Annotated in this window: 19 protein-coding genes and 1 pseudogene; 7 read left to right on the forward strand and 13 right to left on the reverse strand. The window is 69.4% G+C overall.

Annotated elements, in window-relative coordinates:
• Positions 1 to 37: 37 nt before the first annotated feature.
• The 7 genes from ABZS64_RS11150 to ABZS64_RS11180 all read right to left on the reverse strand — a co-directional run bounded on the left by ABZS64_RS11150 (position 38) and on the right by ABZS64_RS11180 (position 9,959).
• Positions 38 to 1,243: an acyl-CoA dehydrogenase family protein gene (locus ABZS64_RS11150; RefSeq protein ID WP_324974565.1), complete on the reverse strand. Its 1,206-nt coding sequence runs from the start codon at positions 1,241 to 1,243 to the stop codon at positions 38 to 40.
• A 2-nt stretch (positions 1,244 to 1,245) separates the two neighbouring features.
• A complete protein-coding gene (locus ABZS64_RS11155) occupies positions 1,246 to 1,758 on the reverse strand; it encodes a MaoC family dehydratase (protein WP_355826385.1) in 513 nt (170 codons plus the stop codon).
• A gap of 2 nt (positions 1,759 to 1,760) precedes the next feature.
• Positions 1,761 to 2,726 (reverse strand): CoA ester lyase, encoded by a 966-nt coding sequence (locus ABZS64_RS11160; RefSeq protein WP_355826387.1) that lies wholly within the window; start codon positions 2,724 to 2,726, stop codon positions 1,761 to 1,763.
• The gene (locus ABZS64_RS11165) at positions 2,723 to 4,765 is read right to left on the reverse strand and encodes a protein meaA (RefSeq protein ID WP_355826389.1); all 2,043 of its coding nucleotides are present in this window, start codon (positions 4,763 to 4,765) and stop codon (positions 2,723 to 2,725) included. The genes ABZS64_RS11160 and ABZS64_RS11165 overlap by 4 nt, the downstream gene beginning before the upstream one ends.
• Positions 4,766 to 4,776: 11 nt before the next feature.
• Positions 4,777 to 6,114, reverse strand: a complete 1,338-nt coding sequence (ccrA, locus tag ABZS64_RS11170) for a crotonyl-CoA carboxylase/reductase (protein ID WP_355826392.1) — start codon at positions 6,112 to 6,114, stop codon at positions 4,777 to 4,779.
• 368 nt (positions 6,115 to 6,482) lie between these two features.
• Positions 6,483 to 9,218: a Tat pathway signal sequence domain protein gene (locus ABZS64_RS11175; RefSeq protein WP_355826600.1), complete on the reverse strand. Its 2,736-nt coding sequence runs from the start codon at positions 9,216 to 9,218 to the stop codon at positions 6,483 to 6,485.
• A gap of 258 nt (positions 9,219 to 9,476) precedes the next feature.
• Complete coding sequence (locus ABZS64_RS11180) at positions 9,477 to 9,959, reverse strand: helix-turn-helix domain-containing protein (protein ID WP_355826395.1); 483 nt, start codon at positions 9,957 to 9,959, stop codon at positions 9,477 to 9,479.
• On the opposite strand from ABZS64_RS11180, the gene ABZS64_RS11185 reads away from it, so the two are divergent.
• On the forward strand, positions 9,880 to 10,170 hold the full coding sequence (locus ABZS64_RS11185; RefSeq protein WP_355826398.1) for an FAD-dependent oxidoreductase: 291 nt from the start codon (positions 9,880 to 9,882) through the stop codon (positions 10,168 to 10,170). The two genes, ABZS64_RS11180 and ABZS64_RS11185, sit on opposite strands and share 80 nt — an antisense overlap.
• Here the strand turns inward: ABZS64_RS11185 and ABZS64_RS11190 are convergent.
• Both ABZS64_RS11190 and ABZS64_RS11195 read right to left on the reverse strand, forming a co-directional pair.
• Positions 10,167 to 10,997, reverse strand: a complete 831-nt coding sequence (locus ABZS64_RS11190) for a TetR family transcriptional regulator (protein WP_355826401.1) — start codon at positions 10,995 to 10,997, stop codon at positions 10,167 to 10,169. The genes ABZS64_RS11185 and ABZS64_RS11190 overlap by 4 nt on opposite strands.
• 100 nt (positions 10,998 to 11,097) lie before the next feature.
• Complete coding sequence (locus tag ABZS64_RS11195) at positions 11,098 to 12,879, reverse strand: 3-hydroxybutyryl-CoA dehydrogenase (RefSeq protein ID WP_355826404.1); 1,782 nt, start codon at positions 12,877 to 12,879, stop codon at positions 11,098 to 11,100.
• Between the two features lie 317 nt (positions 12,880 to 13,196).
• On the opposite strand from ABZS64_RS11195, the gene ABZS64_RS11200 reads away from it, so the two are divergent.
• Entirely contained in the window at positions 13,197 to 13,763 is a 567-nt protein-coding gene (locus tag ABZS64_RS11200; RefSeq protein ID WP_355826407.1) for an adenylosuccinate lyase, read from the forward strand.
• Positions 13,764 to 13,820: 57 nt separating this feature from the next.
• Here ABZS64_RS11200 and ABZS64_RS11205 read toward each other — a convergent pair.
• From ABZS64_RS11205 to ABZS64_RS11220, 4 genes and pseudogenes are all read right to left on the reverse strand, one after another.
• Positions 13,821 to 14,153: pseudogene (locus tag ABZS64_RS11205) on the reverse strand (hypothetical protein); the annotation flags it as partial.
• Positions 14,154 to 14,253: 100 nt separating this feature from the next.
• Entirely contained in the window at positions 14,254 to 14,772 is a 519-nt protein-coding gene (locus ABZS64_RS11210; RefSeq protein ID WP_355826410.1) for a GNAT family N-acetyltransferase, read from the reverse strand.
• Between the two features lie 2 nt (positions 14,773 to 14,774).
• Positions 14,775 to 15,182, reverse strand: coding sequence for a RidA family protein (locus tag ABZS64_RS11215; RefSeq protein ID WP_355826413.1), 408 nt, complete (start codon positions 15,180 to 15,182; stop codon positions 14,775 to 14,777).
• A gap of 106 nt (positions 15,183 to 15,288) precedes the next feature.
• A complete protein-coding gene (locus ABZS64_RS11220) occupies positions 15,289 to 16,323 on the reverse strand; it encodes an Rv2578c family radical SAM protein (RefSeq protein ID WP_355826415.1) in 1,035 nt (344 codons plus the stop codon).
• A gap of 213 nt (positions 16,324 to 16,536) precedes the next feature.
• On the opposite strand from ABZS64_RS11220, the gene ABZS64_RS11225 reads away from it, so the two are divergent.
• The 5 genes from ABZS64_RS11225 to ABZS64_RS11245 all read left to right on the forward strand — a co-directional run bounded on the left by ABZS64_RS11225 (position 16,537) and on the right by ABZS64_RS11245 (position 23,931).
• A complete protein-coding gene (locus ABZS64_RS11225; protein ID WP_355826418.1) occupies positions 16,537 to 16,980 on the forward strand; it encodes an SRPBCC family protein in 444 nt (147 codons plus the stop codon).
• Between the two features lie 259 nt (positions 16,981 to 17,239).
• Positions 17,240 to 19,618 carry an MFS transporter gene (locus tag ABZS64_RS11230; RefSeq protein ID WP_355826421.1) on the forward strand — a complete coding sequence of 793 codons (2,379 nt, stop codon included), beginning with the start codon at positions 17,240 to 17,242 and terminating at the stop codon, positions 19,616 to 19,618.
• 122 nt (positions 19,619 to 19,740) lie between these two features.
• The gene (locus tag ABZS64_RS11235) at positions 19,741 to 22,140 is read left to right on the forward strand and encodes a SpoIIE family protein phosphatase (RefSeq protein WP_355826424.1); all 2,400 of its coding nucleotides are present in this window, start codon (positions 19,741 to 19,743) and stop codon (positions 22,138 to 22,140) included.
• Positions 22,141 to 22,288: 148 nt separating this feature from the next.
• The gene (locus tag ABZS64_RS11240; RefSeq protein WP_355826426.1) at positions 22,289 to 23,014 is read left to right on the forward strand and encodes a class I SAM-dependent methyltransferase; all 726 of its coding nucleotides are present in this window, start codon (positions 22,289 to 22,291) and stop codon (positions 23,012 to 23,014) included.
• A gap of 50 nt (positions 23,015 to 23,064) precedes the next feature.
• On the forward strand, positions 23,065 to 23,931 hold the full coding sequence (locus tag ABZS64_RS11245) for a hypothetical protein (protein WP_355826429.1): 867 nt from the start codon (positions 23,065 to 23,067) through the stop codon (positions 23,929 to 23,931).
• The last annotated feature ends 97 nt before the right edge of the window (positions 23,932 to 24,028 follow it).

Genomic DNA, 24,028 nt, shown 5'->3' on the forward strand with positions numbered 1-24,028 from the left:
GAGCATCTTCGCGGCCGAACCGACCCAAACGCGACAATCAACCCTGGAATCGGTACTCCTCGAGCAGCCGGCGACCAATGATCATTTTCTGGATCTCGGCGGTACCTTCGCCGATCAGCAGCATCGGAGCCTCGCGGTAGAGGCGCTCGATCTCGTACTCCTTGGAGAAGCCGTAACCGCCGTGGATCCGGAAGGCGTCCTCGACGACTTCCTTGCAGTACTCGGAGGCGAGGTACTTCGCCATCCCTGCCTCCAGGTCGTTTCGTTCCCCGGAGTCCTTTTTGCGTGCTGCGTTCACCATCATCGCATGGGCGGCCTCGACCTTGGTAGCCATCTCGGCCAGCTTGAACTGAATCGCCTGGTGCTGAGCGATCGGCTTGCCGAAAGTGTGACGTTGCTGGGCGTAGGAGACGCCCAGTTCAAAGGCACGCTGCGCGACTCCGCAGCCACGGGCCGCGACATTAACGCGGCCGACTTCCACGCCGTCCATCATTTGGTAAAACCCTCGGCCGGTGGTGCCGCCCAGGACCCGATTGGCCGGAATGCGCAGTCCGTCCATGATGAGTTCGGTGGTGTCGACGCCCTTGTAGCCCATCTTGTCGATCTTCCCGGGAATGGTGAGACCGGGGCGGACCTCTCCGAAGCCCGGCTCCTTCTCGACAAGGAAGGTCGTCATCGACTTGTGGGGGGCCGTGCCCTCCGGGTGTCCTTCGTCACTCCGGCACAGAACGGCGACCAAAGTGGACGTTCCGCCGTTCGTCAGCCACATCTTCTGGCCGTTGAGGACGTACTCGTCGCCGTCCTTGACGCCCTTGGACGTGATGGCAGACACATCGGAACCAAGGCCCGGCTCCGACATCGAGAACGCGCCGCGCACCTCGCCCAGCGCCATCCGCGGCAGGAAGGTGTCCTTCTGCTCCTGGGTGCCGTGCTGCTTGAGCATGTACGCCACGATGAAGTGCGTGTTGATGATGCCCGAGACGGACATCCAGCCACGCGCGATCTCCTCGACGCACAGCGCGTAGGTGAGCAGCGACTCGCCCAGGCCGCCGTACTCCTCGGGGATCATCAGCCCGAACAGGCCGAGTTCCTTGAGGCCTTCGACGATCTGCGTCGGGTACTCGTCGCGGTGCTCCAGCTCGGTCGCGACCGGAATGATCTCCTTGTCGACGAAGTCCCGCACGGTGGCGAGGATTTCCTGCTGGATGTCGGTGAGACCGGCTGTCTGGGCGAGTCGCGCCATGGCTACTTCTCCTGTGCCTTCAGCTCCGGGCGGCCGGGCTGCTCGCCGCCGCGCTCCTTGATGTACGTCTCGGTCGGGACCATCACCTTGCGCCGGAACACGCAGACGAGGGTGCCGTCCTGCTTGTAGCCCTTCGTCTCGACATAGACGATTCCGCGGTCGCTCTTGGAGCGGGAGGGGGTCTTGTCGAGGACGGTGGTCTCGCCGTAGATCGTGTCGCCGTGGAAGGTCGGCGCGATGTGCTTCAGCGACTCGACCTCCAGGTTGGCGATGGCCTTGCCGGAGACGTCCGGGACGGACATGCCGAGCAGCAGCGAGTAGATGTAGTTGCCGACGACGACGTTCTTGCCGAAGTCCGTCGTCTTCTCCGCATAGTTGGTGTCCATGTGGAGGGGGTGGTGGTTCATGGTGAGCAGACAGAAGAGGTGGTCGTCGTACTCGGTGACCGTTTTTCCGGGCCAGTGCTTGTAGACCGCGCCGACCTCGAACTCCTCGTAGGTGCGTCCGAACTGCATGATCAGGCCTCCGGGGCTTCGAACTTGGAGGTACGGGTCATACCGGCGGCCCGTCCCTTGCCGGAGATGACCAGCGCCATCTTGCGGCTCGCCTCGTCGATCATCTCGTCGCCGAGCATCGCCGAGCCCTTCTTGCCGCCTGCCTCGGACGTGCAGTAGTCGTACGCGTCCAGGATCAGCTCGGCGTGGTCGAAGTCCTCCTGCGAGGGCGAGAAGATCTCGTTGGCGGCGGCGACCTGGTCCGGGTGCAGCACCCACTTGCCGTCGAAACCGAGGGCGGCGGCGCGCCGGGCGACGGCCTTGTAGCCCTCCTGGTTGCGGATCTGGAGGTAGGGGCCGTCGATCGCCTGGAGGTTGTTGGCGCGGGCGGCCATCAGGATCTTCATCAGGATGTAGTGGTACGCGTCGGCGTCGTAGCCGGGCGGCTGCTCGCCCACGACCAGGGACTTCATGTTGATGGAGGCCATGAAGTCGGCCGGGCCGAAGATGATCGTCTCGACACGCTGGGAGGCCGTGGCGATCGCGTTGACGTTGTTGAGGCCCTGCGCGTTCTCGATCTGCGCCTCGATGCCGATCTTGCCGACCTCGAAGCCCATCGTCTTCTCGATCTGCGTCAGCAGCAGGTCGAGCGCGACGACCTGCTGGGCGTCCTGGACCTTCGGCAGCATGATGCAGTCGAGGTTCTGTCCGGCGCCCTCGACGACGGTGACCACGTCGCGGTAGGTCCACTCGGTGGTCCAGTCGTTGACCCGTACCACCCTGGTCTTGCCCGTCCAGTCGCCCTCGTTGAGGAACTTGACGATGGTGTGCCGGGCCTCGGGCTTCGCCAGCGGCGCGCAGGCGTCCTCCAGGTCCAGGAAGACCTGGTCGGCCGGCAGGCCCTGGGCCTTCTCCAGGAACCGCGGGTTGCTGCCCGGCACGGCCAGGCAGGAGCGTCGCGGACGCAGACGGTTCACGGGCGTGGTCATGCGGGGACCTCCAGAGGGTCGAGCTTGTTCGCTTTCCGGATCTCGTCGACGATACGGCCGATGATCTCGGTGATGCCGAAGTCCTTCGGGGTGAAGACGGCGGCCACACCCGCCGCCTTCAGATCGGCGGCGTCGCGTGTCGGGATGATCCCGCCGACGATCACCGGAATAGGGGTGTCTCCCGGGCCGCCGGGCCCAGGGGAAGCCGCGCCTGCCTCGCGCAGCCGCTCCAGCACATCCGGTACCAGCTCGGCGTGCGAGCCGGACAGGATCGACAGTCCCACGCAGTGCACGTCCTCCGCGAGGGCGGCGTTGACGATCTGCTCGGGTGTGAGCCGGATGCCCTGGTAGACCACCTCGAAGCCCGCGTCGCGGGCCCGGACGGCGATCTGCTCGGCGCCGTTGGAGTGCCCGTCGAGGCCGGGCTTGCCGACGAGCAGCCGCAGCCTTCCCGAGCCGAGCTCGTCGGCGGTACGGGACACCTTCTCGCGTACGAGAGCGAGCGGGGTGCCCGCCTCGGCGGTCACCGCGACCGGTGCGCTGGACACGCCCGTCGGCGCGCGGAACTCACCGAACACATCGCGCAGCGCCCAGGACCACTCGCCGGTCGTGACACCGGCGCGGGCGCACTCGACGGTGGCCGCCATCAGGTTCGTGGACCCCGCGGCGGCCATCTTCAGCGCGGCCAGCGCCTCGGTCGCGCGGGCCTCGTCGCGGTTGTCGCGCCACTCGTGGAGCTTCGCGACGACCCGCGCCTCGTTGGCGGGGTCGACCGTCATGATCGCCTCGTCCAGGTCCGCGGTGAGCGGATTGGGCTCGGTGGTCTCGAAGACATTGACGCCGACGATCTTCTCGTCGCCGGACTCGATCCGGGCGCGCCGCTCGGCGTGCGAGGAGACGAGCTGCGACTTGAGATAGCCGGATTCGACGGCCGCCATGGCGCCGCCCATCTCCTGGATCCGGGCGATCTCGGCGAGGCACTCTTCGACCAGGGCGTTCACCTTGGCCTCGATGACGTGCGAGCCTTCGAAGATGTCCTCGTACTCCAGCAGGTCGCTCTCGTGAGCGAGGACCTGCTGGATACGCAGCGACCACTGCTGGTCCCAGGGGCGGGGGAGCCCCAGGGCCTCGTTCCAGGCGGGAAGCTGGACAGCACGCGCGCGTGCGTCCTTCGACAGCGTCACGGCCAGCATTTCGAGGACGATGCGCTGGACGTTGTTCTCCGGCTGGGCCTCGGTCAGACCGAGGGAGTTGACCTGGACGCCGTAGCGGAAGCGGCGCTGCTTGTCGTTCTCGATGCCGTACCGCTCACGCGTGACCTTGTCCCAGATACGGCCGAAGGCGCGCATCTTGCACATCTCCTCGATGAAGCGGACGCCCGCGTTCACGAAGAAGGAGATACGTGCGACCACATCGCCGAACTTCTCGGCCGGCACCTGACCGGAGTCGCGGACCGCGTCCAGCACGGCGATCGCGGTGGACATCGCGTACGCGATCTCCTGGACCGGCGTGGCGCCCGCCTCCTGCAGGTGGTAGCTGCAGATGTTGATCGGGTTCCACTTGGGCATGTTGGCCACCGTGTACGTGATCATGTCGGTGGTCAGCCGGAGCGAGGGGCCGGGCGGGAAGACATGCGTCCCGCGCGACAGGTACTCCTTGACGATGTCGTTCTGCGTCGTCCCCTGGAGCTTGGTGCTGTCGGCGCCCTGCTCCTCGGCGACCACCTGGTAGAGCGCCAGCAGCCACATCGCGGTGGCATTGATCGTCATCGAGGTGTTCATCTGCTCCAGCGGGATGTCCTGGAACAGCCGCCGCATGTCACCGAGATGCGAGACGGGGACCCCGACCCGGCCCACCTCGCCACGGGCGAGGATGTGGTCCGGGTCGTAGCCGGTCTGCGTCGGCAGGTCGAACGCGACCGACAGGCCCGTCTGGCCCTTGGCAAGGTTGCGCCGGTAGAGCTCGTTGGACGCCTCGGCGGTCGAGTGACCGGCGTACGTCCGCATGAGCCACGGCCGATCCTTCTGACGCTCTGTCATGTGTGCGTCTCTCAGACGTTGCGGAAGCGGTTGATGGCGTCGATGTGCTTGGCGCGCAGCTCCTCGTCGCGGACGCCCAGACCCTCGCTCGGGGCGAGGGCGAGCACGCCGACCTTGCCCTGGTGGAGATTGCGGTGCACGTCGTACGCGGCCTGGCCGGTGTCGTCGAGCGAGTAGACCTTCGACAGCGTCGGGTGGATCTTGCCCTTGGCGACCAGACGGTTGGCCTCCCACGCCTCGCGGTAGTTGGCGAAGTGCGAGCCCACGATCTTCTTCAGCGACATCCACAGGTAGCGGTTGTCGTACTCGTGGTTGTAGCCGGAGGTCGAGGCGCAGGTCACGATCGTGCCGCCCTTGCGGGTGACGTACACGCTCGCGCCGAAGGTCTCGCGGCCCGGGTGCTCGAAGACGATGTCCACGTCCTCGCCACCGGTGAGTTCACGGATGCGCTTGCCGAAGCGCTTCCACTCGCGCGGGTCCTGGTTGTGCTCGTCCTTCCAGAACTTGTAGCCCTCGGCGTTGCGGTCGATGATCGCCTCGGCGCCCATCGCACGGCAGATGTCCGCCTTCTGCGAGCTGGAGACCACGCAGATCGGGTTGGCGCCGCCGGCCAGCGCGAACTGGGTGGCGTACGAACCGAGTCCGCCGCTGGCGCCCCAGATCAGCACGTTGTCGCCCTGCTTCATGCCCGCGCCGTTGCGCGAGACGAGCTGGCGGTAGGCGGTGGAGTTGACCAGGCCGGGTGCCGCCGCCTCTTCCCAGCTCAGGTGCTGGGGCTTGGGCATCAGCTGGTTGGACTTGACGAGCGCGATCTCGGCGAGACCGCCGAAGTTGGTCTCGAAGCCCCAGATGCGCTGCTCGGGGTCGAGCATCGTGTCGTTGTGGCCGTCGCTCGATTCGAGCTCGACGGACAGGCAGTGCGCGACGACCTCGTCGCCCGGCTTCCAGGCGTTCACGCCGGGGCCCGTGCGCAGCACGACGCCCGCCAGGTCGGAGCCGATGACGTGGTACGGCAGGTCGTGGCGCTTGGTGAGCTCGGAGAGCCTTCCGTAGCGCTCGAGAAAGCCGAAGGTGGACATCGGCTCGAAGATCGAGGTCCAGACGGAGTTGTAATTCACCGAGCTCGCCATGACCGCGACGAGGGCCTCGCCCGGGCCGAGCTCGGGCACCGGCACGTCCTCGAGATGGAGGGACTTGCGCGGGTCCTTCTCGCGGGTCTCGAGACCGGCGAACATGTCGACCTCGTCCTTGTGCACGGTCACCGCGCGGTAGGACTCGGGGATGGGCAGTGCGGCGAAGTCGGCAGACTTGCTGTCCGTCGACTGGATCGCGTCCAGGATTTCCTTCACGGGGTGCCTCCGGCGAAGCGCGTTTGAGGGAACGCTGAGGGGAAACGTCGGGGTGCTGCTGCTGTGGAGGTGTGCCGTCGGTTCGGCGGGTGGTGCTGTGGCAGCGCTGGTGTGCGCGTGAGGTTGCCTGTGACGCAGGCGTCCGGGCGCACAAACCGATGGTTTGCGGGGACAGCCGGCGTACGAATGGTCTCTGCACGCCGGCCGCCCGGACTCCATCAACGTATGGCACGCCGTGCCAGGTCGCAAGACACTGCGTGCCAACAGTTTGAAACAAAGATGCCTCGCGGATGTCATCTGGGCGCCGCACACGCGAAACGGCCCCGCTATGTGCGGGGCCGTCACGTTCCGTGTGCTGCTGTGTGCGATCAGCTCGCGCTCTCCAGGGAGAGGGCGAAGACATGCGCCCGGGCCGTCCCGCCGGCCGGTGCGGTGAGCGTGATCGAGGAGAGCTGCTTCGACGGGTCCAGGGCGACCCTCTGGTGGAAGATCGCGGCCTTCGTGCCCACCGGTCCCGTACGCGTGTGGATCTGGCTGCTGCGCACCGCCTCGGTCTCGCCGTTCGCCGGGCCCGACAGCCACGCGGTGAGCTTGATCTGGACCGTCGACGTCGAGCCGTCGGCGTACGAGAGGACCGCCGGGACGGTCACATTGCCGCTGTCGCCCGCGCCCAGGACATGCAGCCGCGCATACGCCCCCGTCGGGACCGCGATCCTCTGGCCCGCCGCCACGACATTGTTCTTCGAGCCCTCACTGCCGTTGGTGAAGGAGAAGGTGATCCCGTCGTCCGCCGTCTGCCCGGTCTGCGGCAGCTGCGCCATCGGAAACGTGCGGCCGGTGCCGTCGAAGTCGCCGTCCTCGTAAAACATCTCGGTCGTGATGGCGTCATTGTCGAAATGCGCCGTGAGATCGACGCGGGTCACCCCGCCGGTCTGACCGAGCGGCGGCAGCCCCCAGGGCTCGGCCGGGCGGCTGATCCGTACCGGCTCGACGGTCAGATCCGGACGCTCGCCCGCCGGATGCACCACGGCCTCCTCCTCGCGGCCGAGCTGCACCTCCACCTCCCCGCCCCCGAGGTCGCGCCACTGCGGTGCCGGGCCGCCGATCCCGGAGACCGTCACGCGGCCGCTGATCGAGTGCCGGATCCGGCAGGGCTCACCGGCGAGGCTGCGCACCCGCACCCAGCGGGTCCTGGCATCCCGGCGTACCGCGCTGACCAGGAAGGCGCCTTCCGTACGGAAGTCATGGAGGACCGCGTCCCGCCACTCGCCCGGCACTCCGGGGAAGATCCGGATCGTGGAGCCCCAGCTCTGGCAGAGCATGTCGTGGACCGTCATCGCACCCGACAGAGGTGTCTCGATGACAGGCCCCGCCTCGTAGTACATGGTGTTCGGCTGGATGAACCGGGCCACCAGCTCCCGCAGATACTTCAGCGCGTCGTCGCCGCGGCCCATCTGGGTGGAGATGGATGCGGCCCCCGAGAAGGTGTAGCCGCGCAGCGCGCCCTCGAAGCTGATCCAGTGCTGCAGCGAGCGCGCGATCAGATCGCGGTTCTCCTGCTGGTCCCAGTTGACGAGGTAGAGCGGATAGACGGCCAGCATGTGCGAGTAGTGCCGGTGCGACTTCGCGAAAGGCACCCCGGCGCCGATCATGAAGCCCTTCTCGTCCACCGGGTGGTCGGTGAGCCTGGCCAGAACCTCACGCCACTTCGACTCCAGCGGGTCGGTCTTCTTCAGCAGCCGGACTGTCTCGATGAGCGTCGCGCAGCTCCAGCGCAGCAGTGCGAGGTCGTAATTGCAGTCGGGCGCACTGCCGTACTCGGGCGAGAAGGTCTTCGGCAGATGCAGCTTCCCGTCCGCTCCCGGGGTGAGGAAGTGCAGGTAGTAGTTGGTAGAGCGGCGCAGCAGCGGATAGAGGACGTCCTCCAGGACGCCGCGGTCCATGGTGTGGCGGTAGGTCAGCCACACGTTGTGCAACGCCCAGGGCAGATCGCCGACTTCCGCGTCGCCGACGCCCGGCACGCCCACGCTGCCCGCGTCGTCGCACTGCGCGTCCGTGGAGCGCCGCAGGCCCGCGGAGTCGTGGCGGTACTCCGGCTTGAGCGCGCCGATGAGGATGTCGGTGTTCTCGGCGAGGGTGCGCGGGATGGCGTCGAGCTCCAGATGGTTGGAGCCGTAGACCGGCCAGTACTCCAGCTGTGCGTTGAGGTTCCACCACACGCTCGGCCACGGCGTCGGCTCCAACCAGGGGCCGGTCGTCGCCATCACCGGAGCGTGCTCGCGTGCCGCGCAGGCCAGCTTGTACAGCTGGATCCAGTAGAAGCTCTGGAGCATCTGGTCGGGGACGGAGAGGAAGCTCTTGCGGTAGAAGCGGTGCCACCACTCGCGGTGGGTGCGCCGCAGGCTGGAGTCGGGGAGCGCGGCGGCCTTGCGCACGGCGGTGATCACCCGGCCCTCCGCGTCCGTGCCCGGGTAGGAGTGGGCCACGGCCAGCAGGAAGGTGCGCTCGCGGCCGGTCCCGCGCTCCTTGTACGCGGAGGCCGTCTGCCCGCCCGCGTACAGGGCCTGGGTGACGATGCCGAGGCCGTCTTCGTCCCGGGTGACGGGCGGCGGATTGGGCGGGAAGTTCTTGGGCGGGTCCTCGCGCACGATGCGCGGGCTGATCGCGGGGGACGGGCGGTACTCCCAGCGGAAGCCCTCCTCGCCCTTGCTCGTTTCGACGCTCGCGAGCAGGAGCGTGCGGTCGTTGTGGACGAGGGCGCGCAGCGCGAGGGTGCCACGGTCGGTGGTGACCGTGCCGCGTATCTCGGCGTTCCACAGGTCCAGGCGCAGATCGACGCCGGTGATGGTGCCGACCGGCTTCAGGACGAGATTGCCGACCGGGAGGCGTGCCACGCCCCACTCATTGCCGAACTCCGGTCTGTGGTCTTGGACTTCGCTGTGGTGGACGGTGAAACGGATGGCGTTCTCGCCGGGCTCCGCGTAGACGATCGACCCGAGCAGTCCGTTGCCGAGGAAGGGGCCCTCGTACCAGGTGCGCGGCAGCCGTTTCCAGACGAGGTCCTGGGCGGCGAGGAAGCGTTCCCACTCCTTGTCCGTACGCATGCCGCGCAGCGGGGCGCAGGGCTTGGCGGTATCGACGGGCGCGGCGGGTTCGGCGGCGGGTTGGGCGACGGCCTCGGTGGGGGCCGCCATTCCGCCTGTTGCACCGGCGGCTGCCGCGCCGATGGCCATCTGTCCCAGGAATCCACGTCTGTTCACGGGCACCACTGATCAACTCCGTCCAAGGACGTGCACATTGATCCGATGACTGAATGAGTGTGGAGCGTAGGAAGAGACTGATGATGCGTCAAGAGCTCTGATTCATCGGGGGAATGGGGAGCGGTGCGTGGGACCGCTCTCGTGGCGGGAATCCATCAGACATCCCAGGCACGCCAGATACAGCCCGATCGCGGCCCCCGGCTCGCGCACCCGCTGCCCGGAGAGCTGCTCGATCTTGTCCAGCCGGTACAGCAGCGTGTTGCGGTGCATCCCCAGCCGCTCCGAGGCGCGCAGCAGACTGAAGCCGCCCTCGATGTCCTGGCCGCCCCGGAACTCCTCCCGCAGCGTCCGCATCAGCGACATCCGGGACACCGGAGCGGGCCCGTCCGTCGTCGCCCGTACATCCAGCAGCACCGCCGTACGCAGCGCAGGGTGGACGCGATCATCGCGGCCGGCGCGGCCGTATCTGCGGGGCGCGGACTGGGAGAGGCGCGAACAGGAATGGATGGGCCCGCGCCCGATGACCCCGGACGGGCTGCCGCTCATCGGACCCGTGCCGGGCAGGCCGGGGGTGCTGCTCGCCACCGGGCACAACATGCTCGGGCTGATGCTGGGCCCGGCGACGGGGCGGCTGGTGACGGGCCTGCTGACGGGTCGGGCGGATCCGGGCCTGGCGGCCGCGTTCACGCCGGCGCGGTCCGCCCGGAGACGGCGGGTCCTCAAACGCCGGACGGGCGCAACCTCAGCTCCGCCGGCGTTTGAGGCGCGGGGCCTGGGGCGGAGCCCCAGTTCCTAGCCGCGCAGCGCCCGCTCGATCGTGCGCATGACCTCGTCCAGCGGCGCGTCCGTGCGCGCCACCGTCACCAGCACGTCGTCGCGCGTCCGCGTCGAGACCGCCGCCGGACCGGGCCGCTCGCCCTGCTGGGAGCGGCCCGCGCCGATGCCCGTGCCGAACGTGTCCCGGACGATGGCGAAGGCGTGGTCCAGCTGGGCCTCCACGTCGCCCTGGCCCCCCGCCCGCAGCCAGCGGCGCAGCACATGGTTGTGCGCGGTGACGACCGCGGACGCGGCCACCTCCGCCAGCAGCGGGTCGTCGTTGCCGTCGTGGTGGTCCCGCTCGTCGAAGTGGCCCAGCAGATAGCGGGTGAACAGCCGCTCGTAACGGGCCACCGAGGCGATCTCACGCTCCCGCAGCGTCGGCACCTCACGGGTCAGGCGGTACCGCTCGACCGAGACCGCGGGGGAGGCCGCGTACATCCGCATGACCTCCTTGATGCCCCGGCACACGGTGTCCAGCGGATGCTCGTGCGCCGGGGCCGCGTTCAGCACCGCCTCGGCGCGTACGAGCGTGTCGTCGTGGTCCGGGAAGATCGCCTCTTCCTTGGAACGGAAGTGGCGGAAGAAGGTCCGGCGGGCGACCCCGGCCGCCGCGGCGATCTCGTCGACGGTCGTTGCCTCGTAGCCCTTGGTCGCGAACAGTTCCATGGCCGCGGCCGCCAGCTCGCGCCGCATCTTGAGGCGCTGCGCGGCGGCGCGACTGCCTGCGGCACTTTCCGGAGCGTCGGGAGTGGCTTTGGTACGGGTGGGCTTGGCGGGCTGGGGCATGAGCTGAACGTACTGCATTCGTGCAGCAGAGCGCGCCGGTGGGTGCGGCGGCGGCCCCCCGGAGGCGGCGGGCGGGCCGCCCGATGGATCGAGCAGCCCGCCCCAGCCCGCGTCGCGATCAGCGCCGGGCATATTCGCGGAAACCACGTCCCGTCTTGCGGCCGAGGCAGCCCGCGGCCACCAGGTGCTCGAGCAGCGGCGCCGGAGCCAGGCCCGGGTCGCGGAACTCGCGGTGCAGCACCTTCTCGATGGCGAGCGAGACATCGAGCCCGACGACGTCGAGCAGCTCGAAGGGGCCCATCGGATAGCCGCCGCCCAGCTTCATCGCGGCGTCGATGTCGTCCAGCGTCGCGTAGTGCGCCTCGACCATCTTGATCGCGTTGTTGAGGTACGGGAAGAGCAGGGCGTTCACGATGAAACCGGCCCGGTCGCCGCAGTCCACCGGGTGCTTCCTGATCTTCGTGGTCACCTCGCGGACCGTGGCGTGGACCTCGTCGGAGGTCAGGACCGTACGGACCACCTCGACCAGCTTCATCGCCGGGGCCGGGTTGAAGAAGTGCATTCCGATGACGTCCTGCGGGCGCGAGGTGGCGCGGGCGCAGGCGACGACGGGCAGCGAGGAGGTGGTGGTCGCGAGCACCGCGCCCGCCTTGCAGATCTTGTCCAGCGTGGCGAACAGCTGCTGCTTGATCTCCAGGTCCTCGGCCACCGCCTCGACCGCGAGGTCGACGTCGGCGAAGGCGTCGAGCGTACCGGCCGGGGTGATCCTGGCGAGCGTCTCGTCGCGGGCCTCGGCCGTCATCCGGCCCTTGTCGACGGAGCGCGAAAGTGACTTGGCGATACGGGACTTGGCGGTCTCGGCCTTCTCCAGGCCGCGGGCGGCGAGCACCACGTCGTAACCGGCCTTGGCGAAGACCTCGGCGATGCCGCTCGCCATCGTGCCGGAACCGGCGACGCCGACGGAGCGGACCTCGCGGCCGCCCGCCGCCTCGGCCGCAGGCTGCGGCGTCAGGGCGTCCGGCACCACGTCCGAGGTGCCCGGGGCGGCGTAGGTGTAGAAGCCGCGGCCCGTCTTGCGCCCGGTCAGGCCCGCCTCGCTGAGCTGCTTGAGGATGGGGGCCGGCGCGTGCAGCCGGTCGCGGGACTCGGAGTACATCGCGTCCAGGACGGTACGTGCGGTGTCGATGCCGATCAGGTCGAGCAGCGCGAGCGGGCCCATCGGCAGTCCGCAGCCGAGCTTCATCGCGGCGTCGATGTCCTCGCGGGACGCGTACTTGGCCTCGTACATCGCCGCGGCCTGGTTGAGATAGCCGAACAGCAGGCCGTCCGCGACGAAACCGGGCCGGTCGCCGACCGCGACGGGCTCCTTGCCGAGCTCACGGGCGAGCGTGGTGACCGCCTCGACGGCGGCCGGCGCGGTCAGCACCGAGGAGACGACCTCGACCAGCTTCATTGCCGGGGCCGGGTTGAAGAAGTGCAGGCCGAGCACGCGCTCGGGGTGCTCGGAGTCGGCGGCGAGCCGGGTCACCGACAGGGCGTTGGTGCCGGTGGCGAGGATGGCGTCGGGGCGGACGACGGCGTCCAGCGCGCGGAAGACCTGCTGCTTGGCCTCGTACGACTCGGACACGACCTCGATCACGAGGTCGGCGTCGGCGGCTGCCTGCAGATCGGAGAAGGTGCGGAAACGGGCGAGCGTGTTCCGGCGCTCCTCCTCGGTGATCCGCTCGCGCTCCACGGCGCGGGCGGTGGAGGCCTCCAGGGCGGTGACGGCCTGACGGGCGGCGGCGTCGCTGATGTCGATGCCGATGACCTCGCGTCCGGCGCGGGCGAGGACCTCGGCGATGCCGGTGCCCATGGTGCCGAGGCCGACAACGGCAATGGTGTGGAGAGGGGTGTCCATCGGGGGACTCCAGGGATGAGTGACGACTGATGAGGGGCGCGCGGGCGAATACGCCAAGGAGCGCGGGGCGCACGGGAATTCAGCGCACCCGACACGGGGGTCATGGTGCGGGGCCGACGGACTCTGTCCCGGAGTCGCGTCGTACGTCGTGCAGGAACTACCGAACCGACAAACACTCGCGGCGGCTGCGTCACCAGGCCACCGTGAGCTGTGCGGGGGTTACCCGCTCACTTGAGATTAACTCGCGAGTAACGAGCGCGCCAGGGGTGGGACGGTGTGATCTGGATCGCCGACGCGTCGCGGATACGCTGGCCGCCATGGACGAGGAGTTACGGGTACTGGCTCAGCGGCTGCGGGGCGAGTCGGGCGGCTCGGTGGCGTACGAACGGCTGCTGACCACGCAGGACCAGGAGGAACTCGCAGGCGTCCTCACGGAACAGGAACGGCCCCTGTGGGCTCGGGAAATGGCGGCCTTCCGGCTCGGCTGCGCGGGGGACCGGCGGGCTTTTGAGGCCCTTGTCCTGTTCCTCAACCACCGCGATCCCGAACGCTGCGTATCGGCGGCGCACGCCCTGTCCCGGCTGGCCGACCCCCGCACACCGCGCGCCGCGGCCGCGCTCGCCACGAACGAGCTGCGGGTCGCCTACGCCCTGGTCCCCGTACGCCTGCTCACCCGCCTGCGGGCCCCGGAGTCCGTACCGGCACTGATCACCGTCCTGCGGCGAAGGCTCACCCCGGGCGACCCGCACTGGAGGCTGGCGCTCGCCTGTGTCGAGGGCCTGGGCGCCCTGGGCGACCAGCGGGCGGGGGACATCCTCACGTCGGCCCGCACGCACCCGCGCCTGTCGGCGGCGGCTGAGGCGGCACTGGCGCGGCTGGCCTGAAACGCGGCATGCCCGTCGGTCCGGCGCGGGAGCCGGTCCGACGGGCAGTTCTCAGCCTCAGTAGAGCTTGCCGACCGCGATGCCGGTGGTCTTCTTGAATTCCTCGAGCGGCGCACCGTCGAGGTCACCCAACTGCCCCCACTCGACGACCGTCACCGTCCGGCCGTCGCGGCCGACCGAGTAGAGACCGATGTCGGTCGAGCCGACCTCGGGGTCGGCCGTGTCGATGCTGTAGACGTGCGCGCCCTCCTCGACATTCACCTTGCCGTGGAAGAGGGTCTCGCCCTCCAGCCCCGGGTACGTCTCCTTGAGCCGGTCGAGGCAGCCCTCGATCGACGTGCGGAGCTTGGCGGCGAGCGCCTTCGCCTTGGCCTCGGTGGGCGCAACCGATTCCCTCCGGTTGACGGTCCGACGCCCTCAGAGAAAACTTCCACGCGGGCAGCAGGTCGACCGCGGTCATCCCCCTCCCGGGCACCGCCTGTCCACCGGATTACTGGAGCTGCCGGGCGTACCGCACCTCGGGGACCGCTACACCGTCCACCTCGAAGGGTTCCTCCGCGCCGTCCGGTGCGAAGCCCGCCTTGCCGTAGAAGCGGCGGGCGCGGTCGTTCTCCTTGAGCACCCACAGCAGCATCCGCTCGAAACCGTCCGCCGAGGCACGCCCCGTCAGCTCGTCCATCAGCGCCCGCCCCACCCCCGTGGAGACCCGGTCCGGCAGCACGTATATCGCGTAGAGCTCACTCACTGCGGCCGTCTGGCCCTCGTCCCGGCTCGGTCCGAAGCAGCCCCACCCGACCACCTCGCCGTCCAGCTCGGCGACCACATTGGTCACGTGGCTGTCGCCCTTGGTGAGGAAGTCGCGACGCCTTGCCGCGTCCTCGGCCACGCTCATGGCGTCCAGGTACGACTGCGGCATCAGCCCCGCATAGGCGAACTGCCAGCCGCGCACCCGGATCGCGGCGACGGCCTCGCAGTCGTCGAGTGTCATGTCCCGTACCCGGACGTCCATCGCTAGCCCTCTTCCCCGACGAGCGCGAACGCCTCGATCTCGACGAGCAGTTCGGGCCGGAAGAGCGCGCTCACCTGGACCGCCGAGCTCGCCGGGAGCCGCCCCGCGTCGATCACCTCGTCGCGCGCCGCCCGGACCGCCGGCAGATGCGCCACGTCCGTGACGAAATACGTCAGCTTGACCACGTCGTCGAAGGACGCGCCCGCCGCGGCGAGACAGCGGCGGAGGTTCTCGAAGACCCGCCGGGCCTGCGCCGCCGGGTCCCCCTCGCCCACGACCTTGCCGTCCTCGTCGAGAGCGCACTGCCCGGATATCGCCACGAACCGGCCGGTGCCCCATACGGCATGGCTGTATCCGGTGCCGGGGGCGACGCCTTCGGGGGCCTGTACACGGGTGAGTCGCGAAGTCATACGTCCATCCTTGCCTACGCCACTGACAATCCGGAGCGAATATCCCCCGGGCTGCCAGGGGCCCCAGCGGCTCCCGGCTCCCGCGGCCTCCGGGCTCCCTCCCGGCTCAGAGCAGGGTCAGCTGGGTCGGCTCCGCAGCCGCCGGATCCGGCTCCTCCCGCAGCGGGATACGCCGCGGCATCCCCCGGTCCGCCGGCCCTATCCCGAACTCGGTTGCCAGTTCATGGACATGGCGCGTGATCCGGCGCTGGTACCACTTCGGCGCGTACGCCCCCTCCGCGTACAACCGCTCGTAGCGCTGCACCAGGTGCGGATGGTGCTGCGCCACCCAGGCCATGAACCACTCGCGCGCGCCGGGCCGCAGATGGAGCACGAGCGGGGTCACCGACGTCGCCCCGGACGCGGCAATCGCCCGTACCGTCGCCCGCAGCTGGTCCGGGTGGTCGCCCAGGAAGGGGATCACCGGCGCCATCAGCACACCGCAGCCGATGCCGTTGTCTGTGAGCGTGCGCACCACATCGAGGCGGCGCTCGGGCGAGGGCGTGCCCGGCTCGACGGTGCGCCACAGCTCGCGGTCGGTGAAGCCGACGGAGACCGAGATCCCGACCTCGGTCACCTCCGCCGCCTGCCGCAGCAGCTCCAGATCGCGCAGGATCAGCGTGCCCTTGGTGAGGATCGAGAACGGATTCGCGTGGTCGCGCAGGGCCGCGATGATGCCCGGCATCAGCCGGTAGCGGCCCTCCGCCCGCTGGTAGCAGTCGACGTTCGTCCCCATCGCGACATGCGCGCCCTGCCACTGCCGGGATGCCAGCTGCCGGCGCAGCAGCTCGGGCGCGTTGATCTTCACGACGATCTGGGAGTCGAAGTCGAGCCCGGTGTCGAGGTCCAGATAGCTGTGGGTCTTACGGGCAAAGCAGTACACGCACGCGTGCGTGCAGCCCCGGTAGGGGTTGACGGTCCACTCGAACGGCATCCGCGAGGCGCCCGGCACCCGGTTCAGGATCGAACGGGCGCGGATCTCGTGGAAGGTGATGCCGCGGAATTCGGGTGTGTCGAAGGTTCTGGTGGTCACCGCCGACGTCGCGAAGAGCGCGGTGTCCCCGGCCGCCCGGGGGTTCTCGACCAGATTGTCCCAGCGCATGGACGCCTCCTCGGTAGCACTGACCATAGAATAGAACACTTGTTCCCTTGATCACCGCAACCCTGTTCCCCGAACCGGCTCCAAGCGGATTTGGGCGGCCGAACCCGAGGTGGTTGGCTAGGTCCTGTCCGGTCGATCAGGCCGAGCCCGGCCTGATCGGCCGGACAGGGCCTAGCCGCGACCCCCGAAGAACCAAGTGCTGGAGGAACAGGAATGGCGCAGGTCGAGGCCACCACGGAACGGATCATCTCGGCGGACGCGGAGAAGGTGTTCGATGCGCTGGCCGACTACGAGAACACCCGCGCGAAGCTCCTGCCCGAGCACTTCAGTGAGTACGAGGTCCGGGAGGGCGGTGACGGCGAGGGCACGCTCGTCCACTGGAAGCTCCAGGCGACCAGCAAGCGCATCCGTGACTGCCTTCTTGAGGTGAGCGAGCCGACCGACGGTCAGCTGGTCGAGAAGGACCGCAACTCCTCGATGGTCACCACCTGGACCGTCACCCCGGCCGGTGAGGGCAGGTCCAAGGCCGTCGTCAGCACCGTCTGGAACGGCGCCGGCGGCATCGGCGGGTTCTTCGAGAAGACCTTCGCCCCCAAGGGACTTGGCCGCATCTACGACGCCGTGCTCGCCAAGCTCGCTGCCGAGGTCGAAAAGTAGTCGGGCAGAAGTTGTCCGTGAATTAGCCCTGCCAGGTTGCTGTAACGCTCACCGTTTCGAGTGGTTTTCCCCGCGGCGCCGTGATGCGCCCACGTGCCACGGGTCGCGGGAAAGCCCCTGATGAGCGCCCGACGCGCGCTCCGCCAGGGGCAGTTGGGCCCCGCGACGCGCCACTGCCCCCAATAACGTCCCGCTTGCTCCCCGTTGGCGTGTAATGCGAAGAATTACGCCGCGCAGTCGCGACGAGGGGAGCAGTGACGTGGGCGGGATCACTCTGGTGAAGGACGAGCAGGCCGCTCCGGCCTCAGCCGCCCCGCCTCCACCTCCCGGACCAACTGAGGCCACCGCTCTCAGCCCACGCCGCGTACGCCTCGTCTTCGTCGGCCTGATGCTCGCGCTGCTCCTCGCCGCGCTCGAGCAGATGATCGTCGCGACCGCCCTCCCGAAGATCGTCGGCGAACTCCAGGGCCTGGAGCGGATGCCCTGGGCGATCACCGCGTACTTGCTCACCGCCACCATCGGCCTGCCGGTCTACGGCAAGCTCGGCGACCTCTTCGGCCGCAAGGGCGTCTTCCAGTTCGCGATCGTCGTCTTCGTCGTCGGCTCGGCGCTGGCGGGCTGGTCACGCAGCATGGACCAGCTCATCGCCTTCCGCGCCATCCAGGGCATCGGCGCCGGCGGCCTCATGATCGGCGTGCAGGCGATCATCGCGGACATCGTCCCGGCCAGGGAGCGCGGCCGCTTCATGGGACTGATCGGCGCGGCGTACGGACTCGCCTCCGTCGCGGGACCCCTGCTCGGCGGCTTCTTCACCGACCATGTCTCCTGGCGCTGGTGCTTCTACTTCAACGTTCCCTTCGGCCTGCTCACCCTGCTTGTCATCACCGCAGTGCTGAAGCTCCCGAAGCCCGCGGCCCGCGGCCGGCTCGACGTCCTCGGCGCCCTGTTCCTGGCCGCCGCCTCCACCTGCCTTGTGCTGCTGACCAGTTGGGGCGGCACGGAATACGCATGGGGCTCCCGCGTCATCCTCGGACTGGCGGCCGGGGCAGCGGGAACCACCCTGCTGTTCATCGTCGTTGAGAACTACGCCCCCGAACCGATCATCCCGCTGCGGCTGTTCCGCGACTCGATCTTCACCGTCACCAGCCTCGTCGGCGCGGTCGTCGGCGTCGCCCTGTTCGGCGCGGCCAGCTATCTGCCGACCTTCCTCCAGATGGTCGACGGCGCCAGCGCCACCGAGTCCGGGCTGCTGATGCTGCCGATGATGGGCGGCATCGTCGTCGCCTCGATCGTCTCGGGCCGGCTCATCACCCGTACCGGCCGCTACAAGATCTATCCGGTCCTCGGCAGTGCGGTCTCGGTCGTAGGGATGTGGCTGCTGTCCCGGCTCGAGACCGACACCCCGAGGCTCGACCACAGCATCTGGCAGGCCGTGCTCGGCGTCGGCATCGGACTGGTGATGCCGGTGCTCATCCTCGCCGTGCAGAACGCCGTACCGCCCGCCGACCTAGGCACCGCCACCAGTGCCAACAACTACTTCCGGCAGATCGGCGGCAGCATCGGCGCCGCCGTCTTCGGCACCCTCTTCGCCGACCGCCTCACCGGCGCACTCGCCGACCGTCTCCCCGCCGGAGCGAGCCTGCCGGACCCTGAGTCGATTACTCCCCAGCTGGTCCATGCCATGCCGCCCGCACTGCGTGACGGCTATATCCAGGCCTACGCCGACGCGATGCCGCGGATCTTCCTCTATCTGGTGCCGGTGCTCGCGCTCGGCCTCTTCTTAGCCCTCTTCCTCAAGGAGAAACCGCTGGTGTCCCACAACGCCTCCGCCGCCGAGACCGCGTCCGTGCCCCAGGCCCGCAGCGCGCCCGCGTACACCTCCGGCGTTCCGGTCTGCGGCATCGTCCAGCACCACGACGGCAGCGGCGTACCGCACGCCGCCCTCACCCTCATCGACGTGCACGGGCGTCAGATCGGACGCGGCGCGAGCGGCGAGGCCGGGCGGTACGCGCTGAGCGTGCCCGGCTCCGGCTCGTACGTGATGATCGCGGCGGCCGGCGGGCACCAGCCACAGGCCGTCACCGTCACCGTCGGCGAGCGGCCCGTCGAGCTCGATGTCGTCCTCGGCGGGGCCGGACGCCTCGCCGGGGCCGTCGTCACGGCGGAAGGCGCACCCGTGCGGGACGCGGCCGTCACGCTCACCGACGTACGCGGCGACGTGGTCGCCACGACCCGCAGCGGCCGCGAAGGCGGCTATGTGATCACGGAGTTGGTGGCGGGGGAGTACACACTCGCCGCGAGCGCCCCCGCCTTCCGTCCCGCAGCGCTCCCCGTGAGCGTGCAGGCGTCCCGCGAGACGAGGCAGGACATCGAGCTGGCGGGCGGTGCCGTGCTGAAGGGCACGGTACGGGCGGGGGGCGGACGGCCGGTCGAGGAGGCGCGCGTCACGCTGCTAGATGTGGCGGGCAATGTGGTGGACACCCTCACCACGGGCCCCGACGGCACCTTCCGCTTCGTCGACCTGTCGTCGGGGGAGTACACCGTCATCGCCGCAGGTTACCCGCCGGTCGCCACAGTCCTGCAGGTCGCGGGCGGCGGCCGCACCGAGCGCGATCTCCAGCTGGGGCACGAGGACTGACCAATCGTCAGTAATGCGCGGGCGCACGACCTATTCCGCCGTTGCCCGGCGGGCGGCGCGGGCGGCGCCGTACCGTGGTGGCAAGGCCGCACTGACTGCGGCGGGGAAGGAGCCTCCCACCCATGGACAGTGGTGTTCCGCCGACACCCCCACAGCAGTACGCCGTGGCCGGCCGGATTCCGCTTGCCGTGGTCGTCGTGGACGGCGACGGCCTGGTCTCGCACTGGTCGAGCGGCGCGCGACGGCTTTTCGGCCCCACCCGGGACGAGGCGGTGGGCCAGCCCGCCGTCGAACTGCTCCCGGTCTCGGGCGCGCTGGCCGACGACGGCGAGTACGAATCGTACGACGGCTACGGCGGCCTCGGCCCCGGACTCGACGCCTCGCTGAACGGCCTGACCTCCTATCCGGCGGCGGGCCGGGCCCGCCTGTCCGAGCCCGGACGCGACCGGCTCGATGTGCTGTGGTGGGCGTATCCCATGGTCGGGCCCGGCGAGGAGCGGCTCCTCGTACTGGCCGCGGACGCAGCGCAGTTCACGGACGAGGACGAGAGCGTCGAGCGGATAGCTCCGGGATTCGCCCTGCACACCGAGTTCCCCGGCTTCGACGAACTGGCCCGCAGGCTCCCGGAGATCCTGCCGAGCATGAGCGTCCAGGAGTCGACGCGGATCGTCTCCCAGGTCCTCGATCTGGGCTATCCGGTACTCGAGTTCAGCCACCACGACCGGGTGCCTGTCACACCCGACTGGGGAGTGCCCCGGCGCGCGGAACGCAAGGCGCGGCAGCAGGCCGCCGAAGCCGCGGCCGCCGCGGGACAGGCCGTGGACACGGCCGACCTCGAGCAGGACCTCGAATACGCGGCGGTGCGCGAGCGGCTCGAATTCCTCAACGAGGTCAGCGGCCGCATCGGATCGTCCCTCGACCTCGCCCGTACGATCCAGGAAGTCAGCGCGGCCGTGGTGCCGCGCTTCACCGATGTCGCGGGCACCTATCTGCGCGAACAGGTCATCGCGGGCGAGGGCTTCCCGGACGGACCGCCCGACGCGACCACCATGTGGCACCGCGTCGCGGTCGAGCACGTGGACGAGCCGGGCCGCTGGGACGATGTGGTGCCGGTCGGCGAATCCATGCCGTTCCCCGAACACACCCCGTTCTTCCAGTGCATGACCACCGGCGACCCGGTGCTGGTGCCGCGCATCAGCGAGCAGATGGGCACCGCCATCGCCTCGCAGTTCGAGAAGCGTGACATCCGTCCGCTCATCAGCGGGCGTTCGATGCTGGTCGTGCCGCTGAAGGCGCGCAATGTGGTCCTCGGCTTCATGATTCTGCTGCGCCATCCCGAGCGCGCCCTGTTCAACGACATGGACCGCGTCACCGGGGCCGAACTGGCCGCCCGCGCCGGGCTCGTCCTCGACAACGCCCGCATGTATACCTACCAGGAGAACGTCGCCGAGACCCTCCAGGACTCCATGCTGCCGCAGGTCACCCCGCGGATGGCCGGCTGCGACACGGCGACCCGGTATCTGCCGGGCACCCTGCTGGGCCGGGTCGGCGGCGACTGGTTCGACTCAGTGAAGCTGCCCGGTTCGCGCACCGCGCTGGTGGTCGGTGATGTGATGGGGCACGGCCTCAACTCCGCAGCGATGATGGGCCAGTTGCGTACGGCTGTGCAGACCATGGCCGCGCTCGACCTGCCGCCCGAGCAGCTGCTCCGCAACCTCGACGACTTGGCCCAGCGGCTCGGCGAGCACTATCTCGCGACCTGTCTGTACGCCGTGTACGACCCGATCCGCAATGAGCTCCGGATGGGGAACGCGGGCCACATCCCGCCGGTGATCGTCCGCGCGGCCGACGGACGCAGCGAACTCCTCGACCTGCCGACCGGGGCACCGATCGGCGTCGGCGGCGTGCCCTTCGAGAGCGTCCGCGTGCCGGTGGCGCCCGGCGATCGTCTGGTGATGTGCACGGACGGCCTGGTGGAGGTGCGGGGCGAGGACATCGGCGTCGGGCTCGCGACGCTCTGCGAATCCGCCGCGCACCCGGCCGCCTCCATGGACGACGCCTGCGACACCATCATCCGCTCGCTCAACACCCGCGGCGGCCGCAAGGACGACGTCGCCCTGCTGATGGCCCGGCTGAACGGCATCGATCCCGAGGACGTGGCCGTGTGGGAGCTGTCCCGTGAGCCGCGCGAGGCGGCGAGGGCGCGGCGCCTGGTCCGCGGACAGCTGCGCTCCTGGGGACTGGCCGAGCTGACGGAGACCGTAGAGCTGCTGGTGAGCGAAGTGGTCACCAATGCGGTACGGCATGCGAGTGGCAGGAGCGCGGAGCTCCGGCTCGTCCGGGCGGGATCCCTGCTGTGCGAGGTGGCCGACGAGGACCACAACCTGCCGACGATGCTGGACGCGCGCCCGGCTGACGAGCTCGGGCGCGGACTGCGGGTGGTGAGCAGCCTGGCGCGGGAGTGGGGCACGAGCCGTACGACCGAGGGCAAGACGGTCTGGTTCGAGCTCGCGCTGCCGTAGCCACGGCTGCCGCAGTCGCGCGGTGCTCGTGTGAGGGCCCGGCCTGCCGCTCGAACGCCTGGTGAAGGAATGCGCCGGGCGCTTGTCGCGGAAACTCAGGAGCGATAGACCGATCTTGACGTTGTGTCATACCCCTGGGGAGCTGGTCATGAGCGTGACGAGTCGGTACAAGAATGCCTGGGAAGGCTTCTGGAGCGAGGCCACCGGGGAGCCCGGAGCGGTGTTCTGGGACGCGGAGCCGGCGCTGACCGCGGGACTGCATCTCGCGCTCTACGAACCCCATGTGGACCATCCCGGGCTGACCCTGCTGGACCTGGGCTGCGGCAACGGCACCCAGACTCTCTTCCTCGCGGACCGCTTCCCGAAGGTGCTCGGCGTCGATCTGTCCTCCGCCGCGATCGAGCTCGCCAGAAGGCAGGACAAACAGGGTGATGCGCTGTTCCGGGTGATCGACGCCGTGGACGTGGACCAGGTGGCGCAGCTGCATGCCGAACTGGGCGACACCAACGTCTATATGCGCGGTGTACTGCACCAGTGCGATCCCGAGGACCGGCAGCCGCTGGCCGACACGATCGCCACACTCGTCGGCGAGCGCGGGCGGGCCTTCGTGGTGGAGCTCGCGGAGGCGGCCGGCCAGAAGCTCATGGGCCTCGCCCAGTCCCCGTCAGGCCCCCCGCCGAAGCTCCAGCCGGTCTTCCGGCACGGCATCGTGCCGGGCGCGGTGGCGGACGCCGAGGTGGCCGGATTCTTCCGTACGGCGGGTCTCGACGTGATCGCGAGCGGCGAACTGCCGCTCACGACAACGGAGTACGCGGCGGACGGCTCCCGCATCGAACTGCCGTCGACATGGCTGATCCTCGGCCGGAACGCATAGCGCCCGAACCGCCTCTTCCCGGTCGAGCAACCGCCGAGAAGAGGAGTGCCGTGTTCAGCAGAGCAGCCCGCGCCGTGGCCGTCACCGGTCTTGCCCTGCTCCCGCTGCTGGGCCCCACGGCCGGTGCGGCGGCGGACGGGCGTACACCTTCTGCCGCGGCCGCACCGAGCCCGTCCGGCGGACCTCACCTGGAGTTCGACTGGGACGAGGTGGAGGTAGGGGGATGGGCCGCGGTCGGCATCACGGGCATGCCCGCGGGCTGGACCGTCGTCACCGTCACCTCTCCGGCTCTGGAGAAGCCGATCCGTCTGACCCCCGAGCGGAAGGGGGCGTCGCACTCCAACTCGCTCCCGGGAGTGAACAGGGGGGATGTCCGCGGTGACATTTTGCCGGGGGTGTATCCGGCGACGGCCGCCAGCGGCGGCCGCACCGTCGCCACCGCGCAGTTGAGGGTCATACCGCAAGCCCCCGCGCAGATACGCCGGTTCGTAGCCGGCCCGAAGGGCGGGACTCTGGGCAGTACGGATTCCACTCCGGAAGTGACTGTCCGTCCGGGCGGCGAGATCGTCGTTCTCCTCGCGGACGAAAACGGCGCCGAAGAGGAGAACTCCCTCACTGTCACGTCCAAGGCGTTCGAAGAGCCTTTGACCATCAGGACACAGAGTTCGGACGACCCCGGGTGCAAGTGTGACGACGGGGCCACCGTGTACGCGGGACACACCACATTGCGGGACGACATCCCGCCCGGTACGTACGCGCTCACCGTGGTCAGCCACGACGGCGAGAAGACCAGCACGGCACAGCTGGTCGTGGCCGGTGAACCCGTCACGCACTACCGCCCCTGGCTGATCGGGGGAGCCGTCGTCGTTGCTTCGGCGGGGGCTGTGGGGCTTGTGAGGCGCCGTCGGCGACGCTGAGCGGCCGTCCCCTTCCGCCGGCCGCACCGGCATTCGGCGGACCAGACCTCTGGCACGGCCGACGGCCCTGGCCTGCCCGTTCGTCGGCGCGTACCGT

Origin of the sequence: Streptomyces sp. NPDC005408 (genome assembly GCF_040606445.1) — a bacterium.
GTDB lineage: Bacteria > Actinomycetota > Actinomycetes > Streptomycetales > Streptomycetaceae > Streptomyces.

What these genes read in the sequence shown, in the direction of transcription:
- ABZS64_RS11150 (WP_324974565.1), bottom strand. Translation starts at nt 1,243, where the DNA reads ATGGCGCGACTCGCCCAGACAGCCGGTCTCACCGACATCCAGCAGGAA.
- ABZS64_RS11155 (WP_355826385.1), bottom strand. Translation starts at nt 1,758, where the DNA reads ATGCAGTTCGGACGCACCTACGAGGAGTTCGAGGTCGGCGCGGTCTAC.
- ABZS64_RS11160 (WP_355826387.1), bottom strand. Translation starts at nt 2,726, where the DNA reads ATGACCACGCCCGTGAACCGTCTGCGTCCGCGACGCTCCTGCCTGGCC.
- ABZS64_RS11165 (WP_355826389.1), bottom strand. Translation starts at nt 4,765, where the DNA reads ATGACAGAGCGTCAGAAGGATCGGCCGTGGCTCATGCGGACGTACGCC.
- ABZS64_RS11175 (WP_355826600.1), bottom strand. Translation starts at nt 9,218, where the DNA reads ATGCGTACGGACAAGGAGTGGGAACGCTTCCTCGCCGCCCAGGACCTC.
- ABZS64_RS11185 (WP_355826398.1), top strand. Translation starts at nt 9,880, where the DNA reads ATGGGCCCGCGCCCGATGACCCCGGACGGGCTGCCGCTCATCGGACCC.
- ABZS64_RS11190 (WP_355826401.1), bottom strand. Translation starts at nt 10,997, where the DNA reads ATGCAGTACGTTCAGCTCATGCCCCAGCCCGCCAAGCCCACCCGTACC.
- ABZS64_RS11195 (WP_355826404.1), bottom strand. Translation starts at nt 12,879, where the DNA reads ATGGACACCCCTCTCCACACCATTGCCGTTGTCGGCCTCGGCACCATG.
- ABZS64_RS11200 (WP_355826407.1), top strand. Translation starts at nt 13,197, where the DNA reads ATGGACGAGGAGTTACGGGTACTGGCTCAGCGGCTGCGGGGCGAGTCG.
- ABZS64_RS11210 (WP_355826410.1), bottom strand. Translation starts at nt 14,772, where the DNA reads ATGGACGTCCGGGTACGGGACATGACACTCGACGACTGCGAGGCCGTC.
- ABZS64_RS11215 (WP_355826413.1), bottom strand. Translation starts at nt 15,182, where the DNA reads ATGACTTCGCGACTCACCCGTGTACAGGCCCCCGAAGGCGTCGCCCCC.
- ABZS64_RS11220 (WP_355826415.1), bottom strand. Translation starts at nt 16,323, where the DNA reads ATGCGCTGGGACAATCTGGTCGAGAACCCCCGGGCGGCCGGGGACACC.
- ABZS64_RS11225 (WP_355826418.1), top strand. Translation starts at nt 16,537, where the DNA reads ATGGCGCAGGTCGAGGCCACCACGGAACGGATCATCTCGGCGGACGCG.
- ABZS64_RS11235 (WP_355826424.1), top strand. Translation starts at nt 19,741, where the DNA reads ATGGACAGTGGTGTTCCGCCGACACCCCCACAGCAGTACGCCGTGGCC.
- ABZS64_RS11240 (WP_355826426.1), top strand. Translation starts at nt 22,289, where the DNA reads ATGAGCGTGACGAGTCGGTACAAGAATGCCTGGGAAGGCTTCTGGAGC.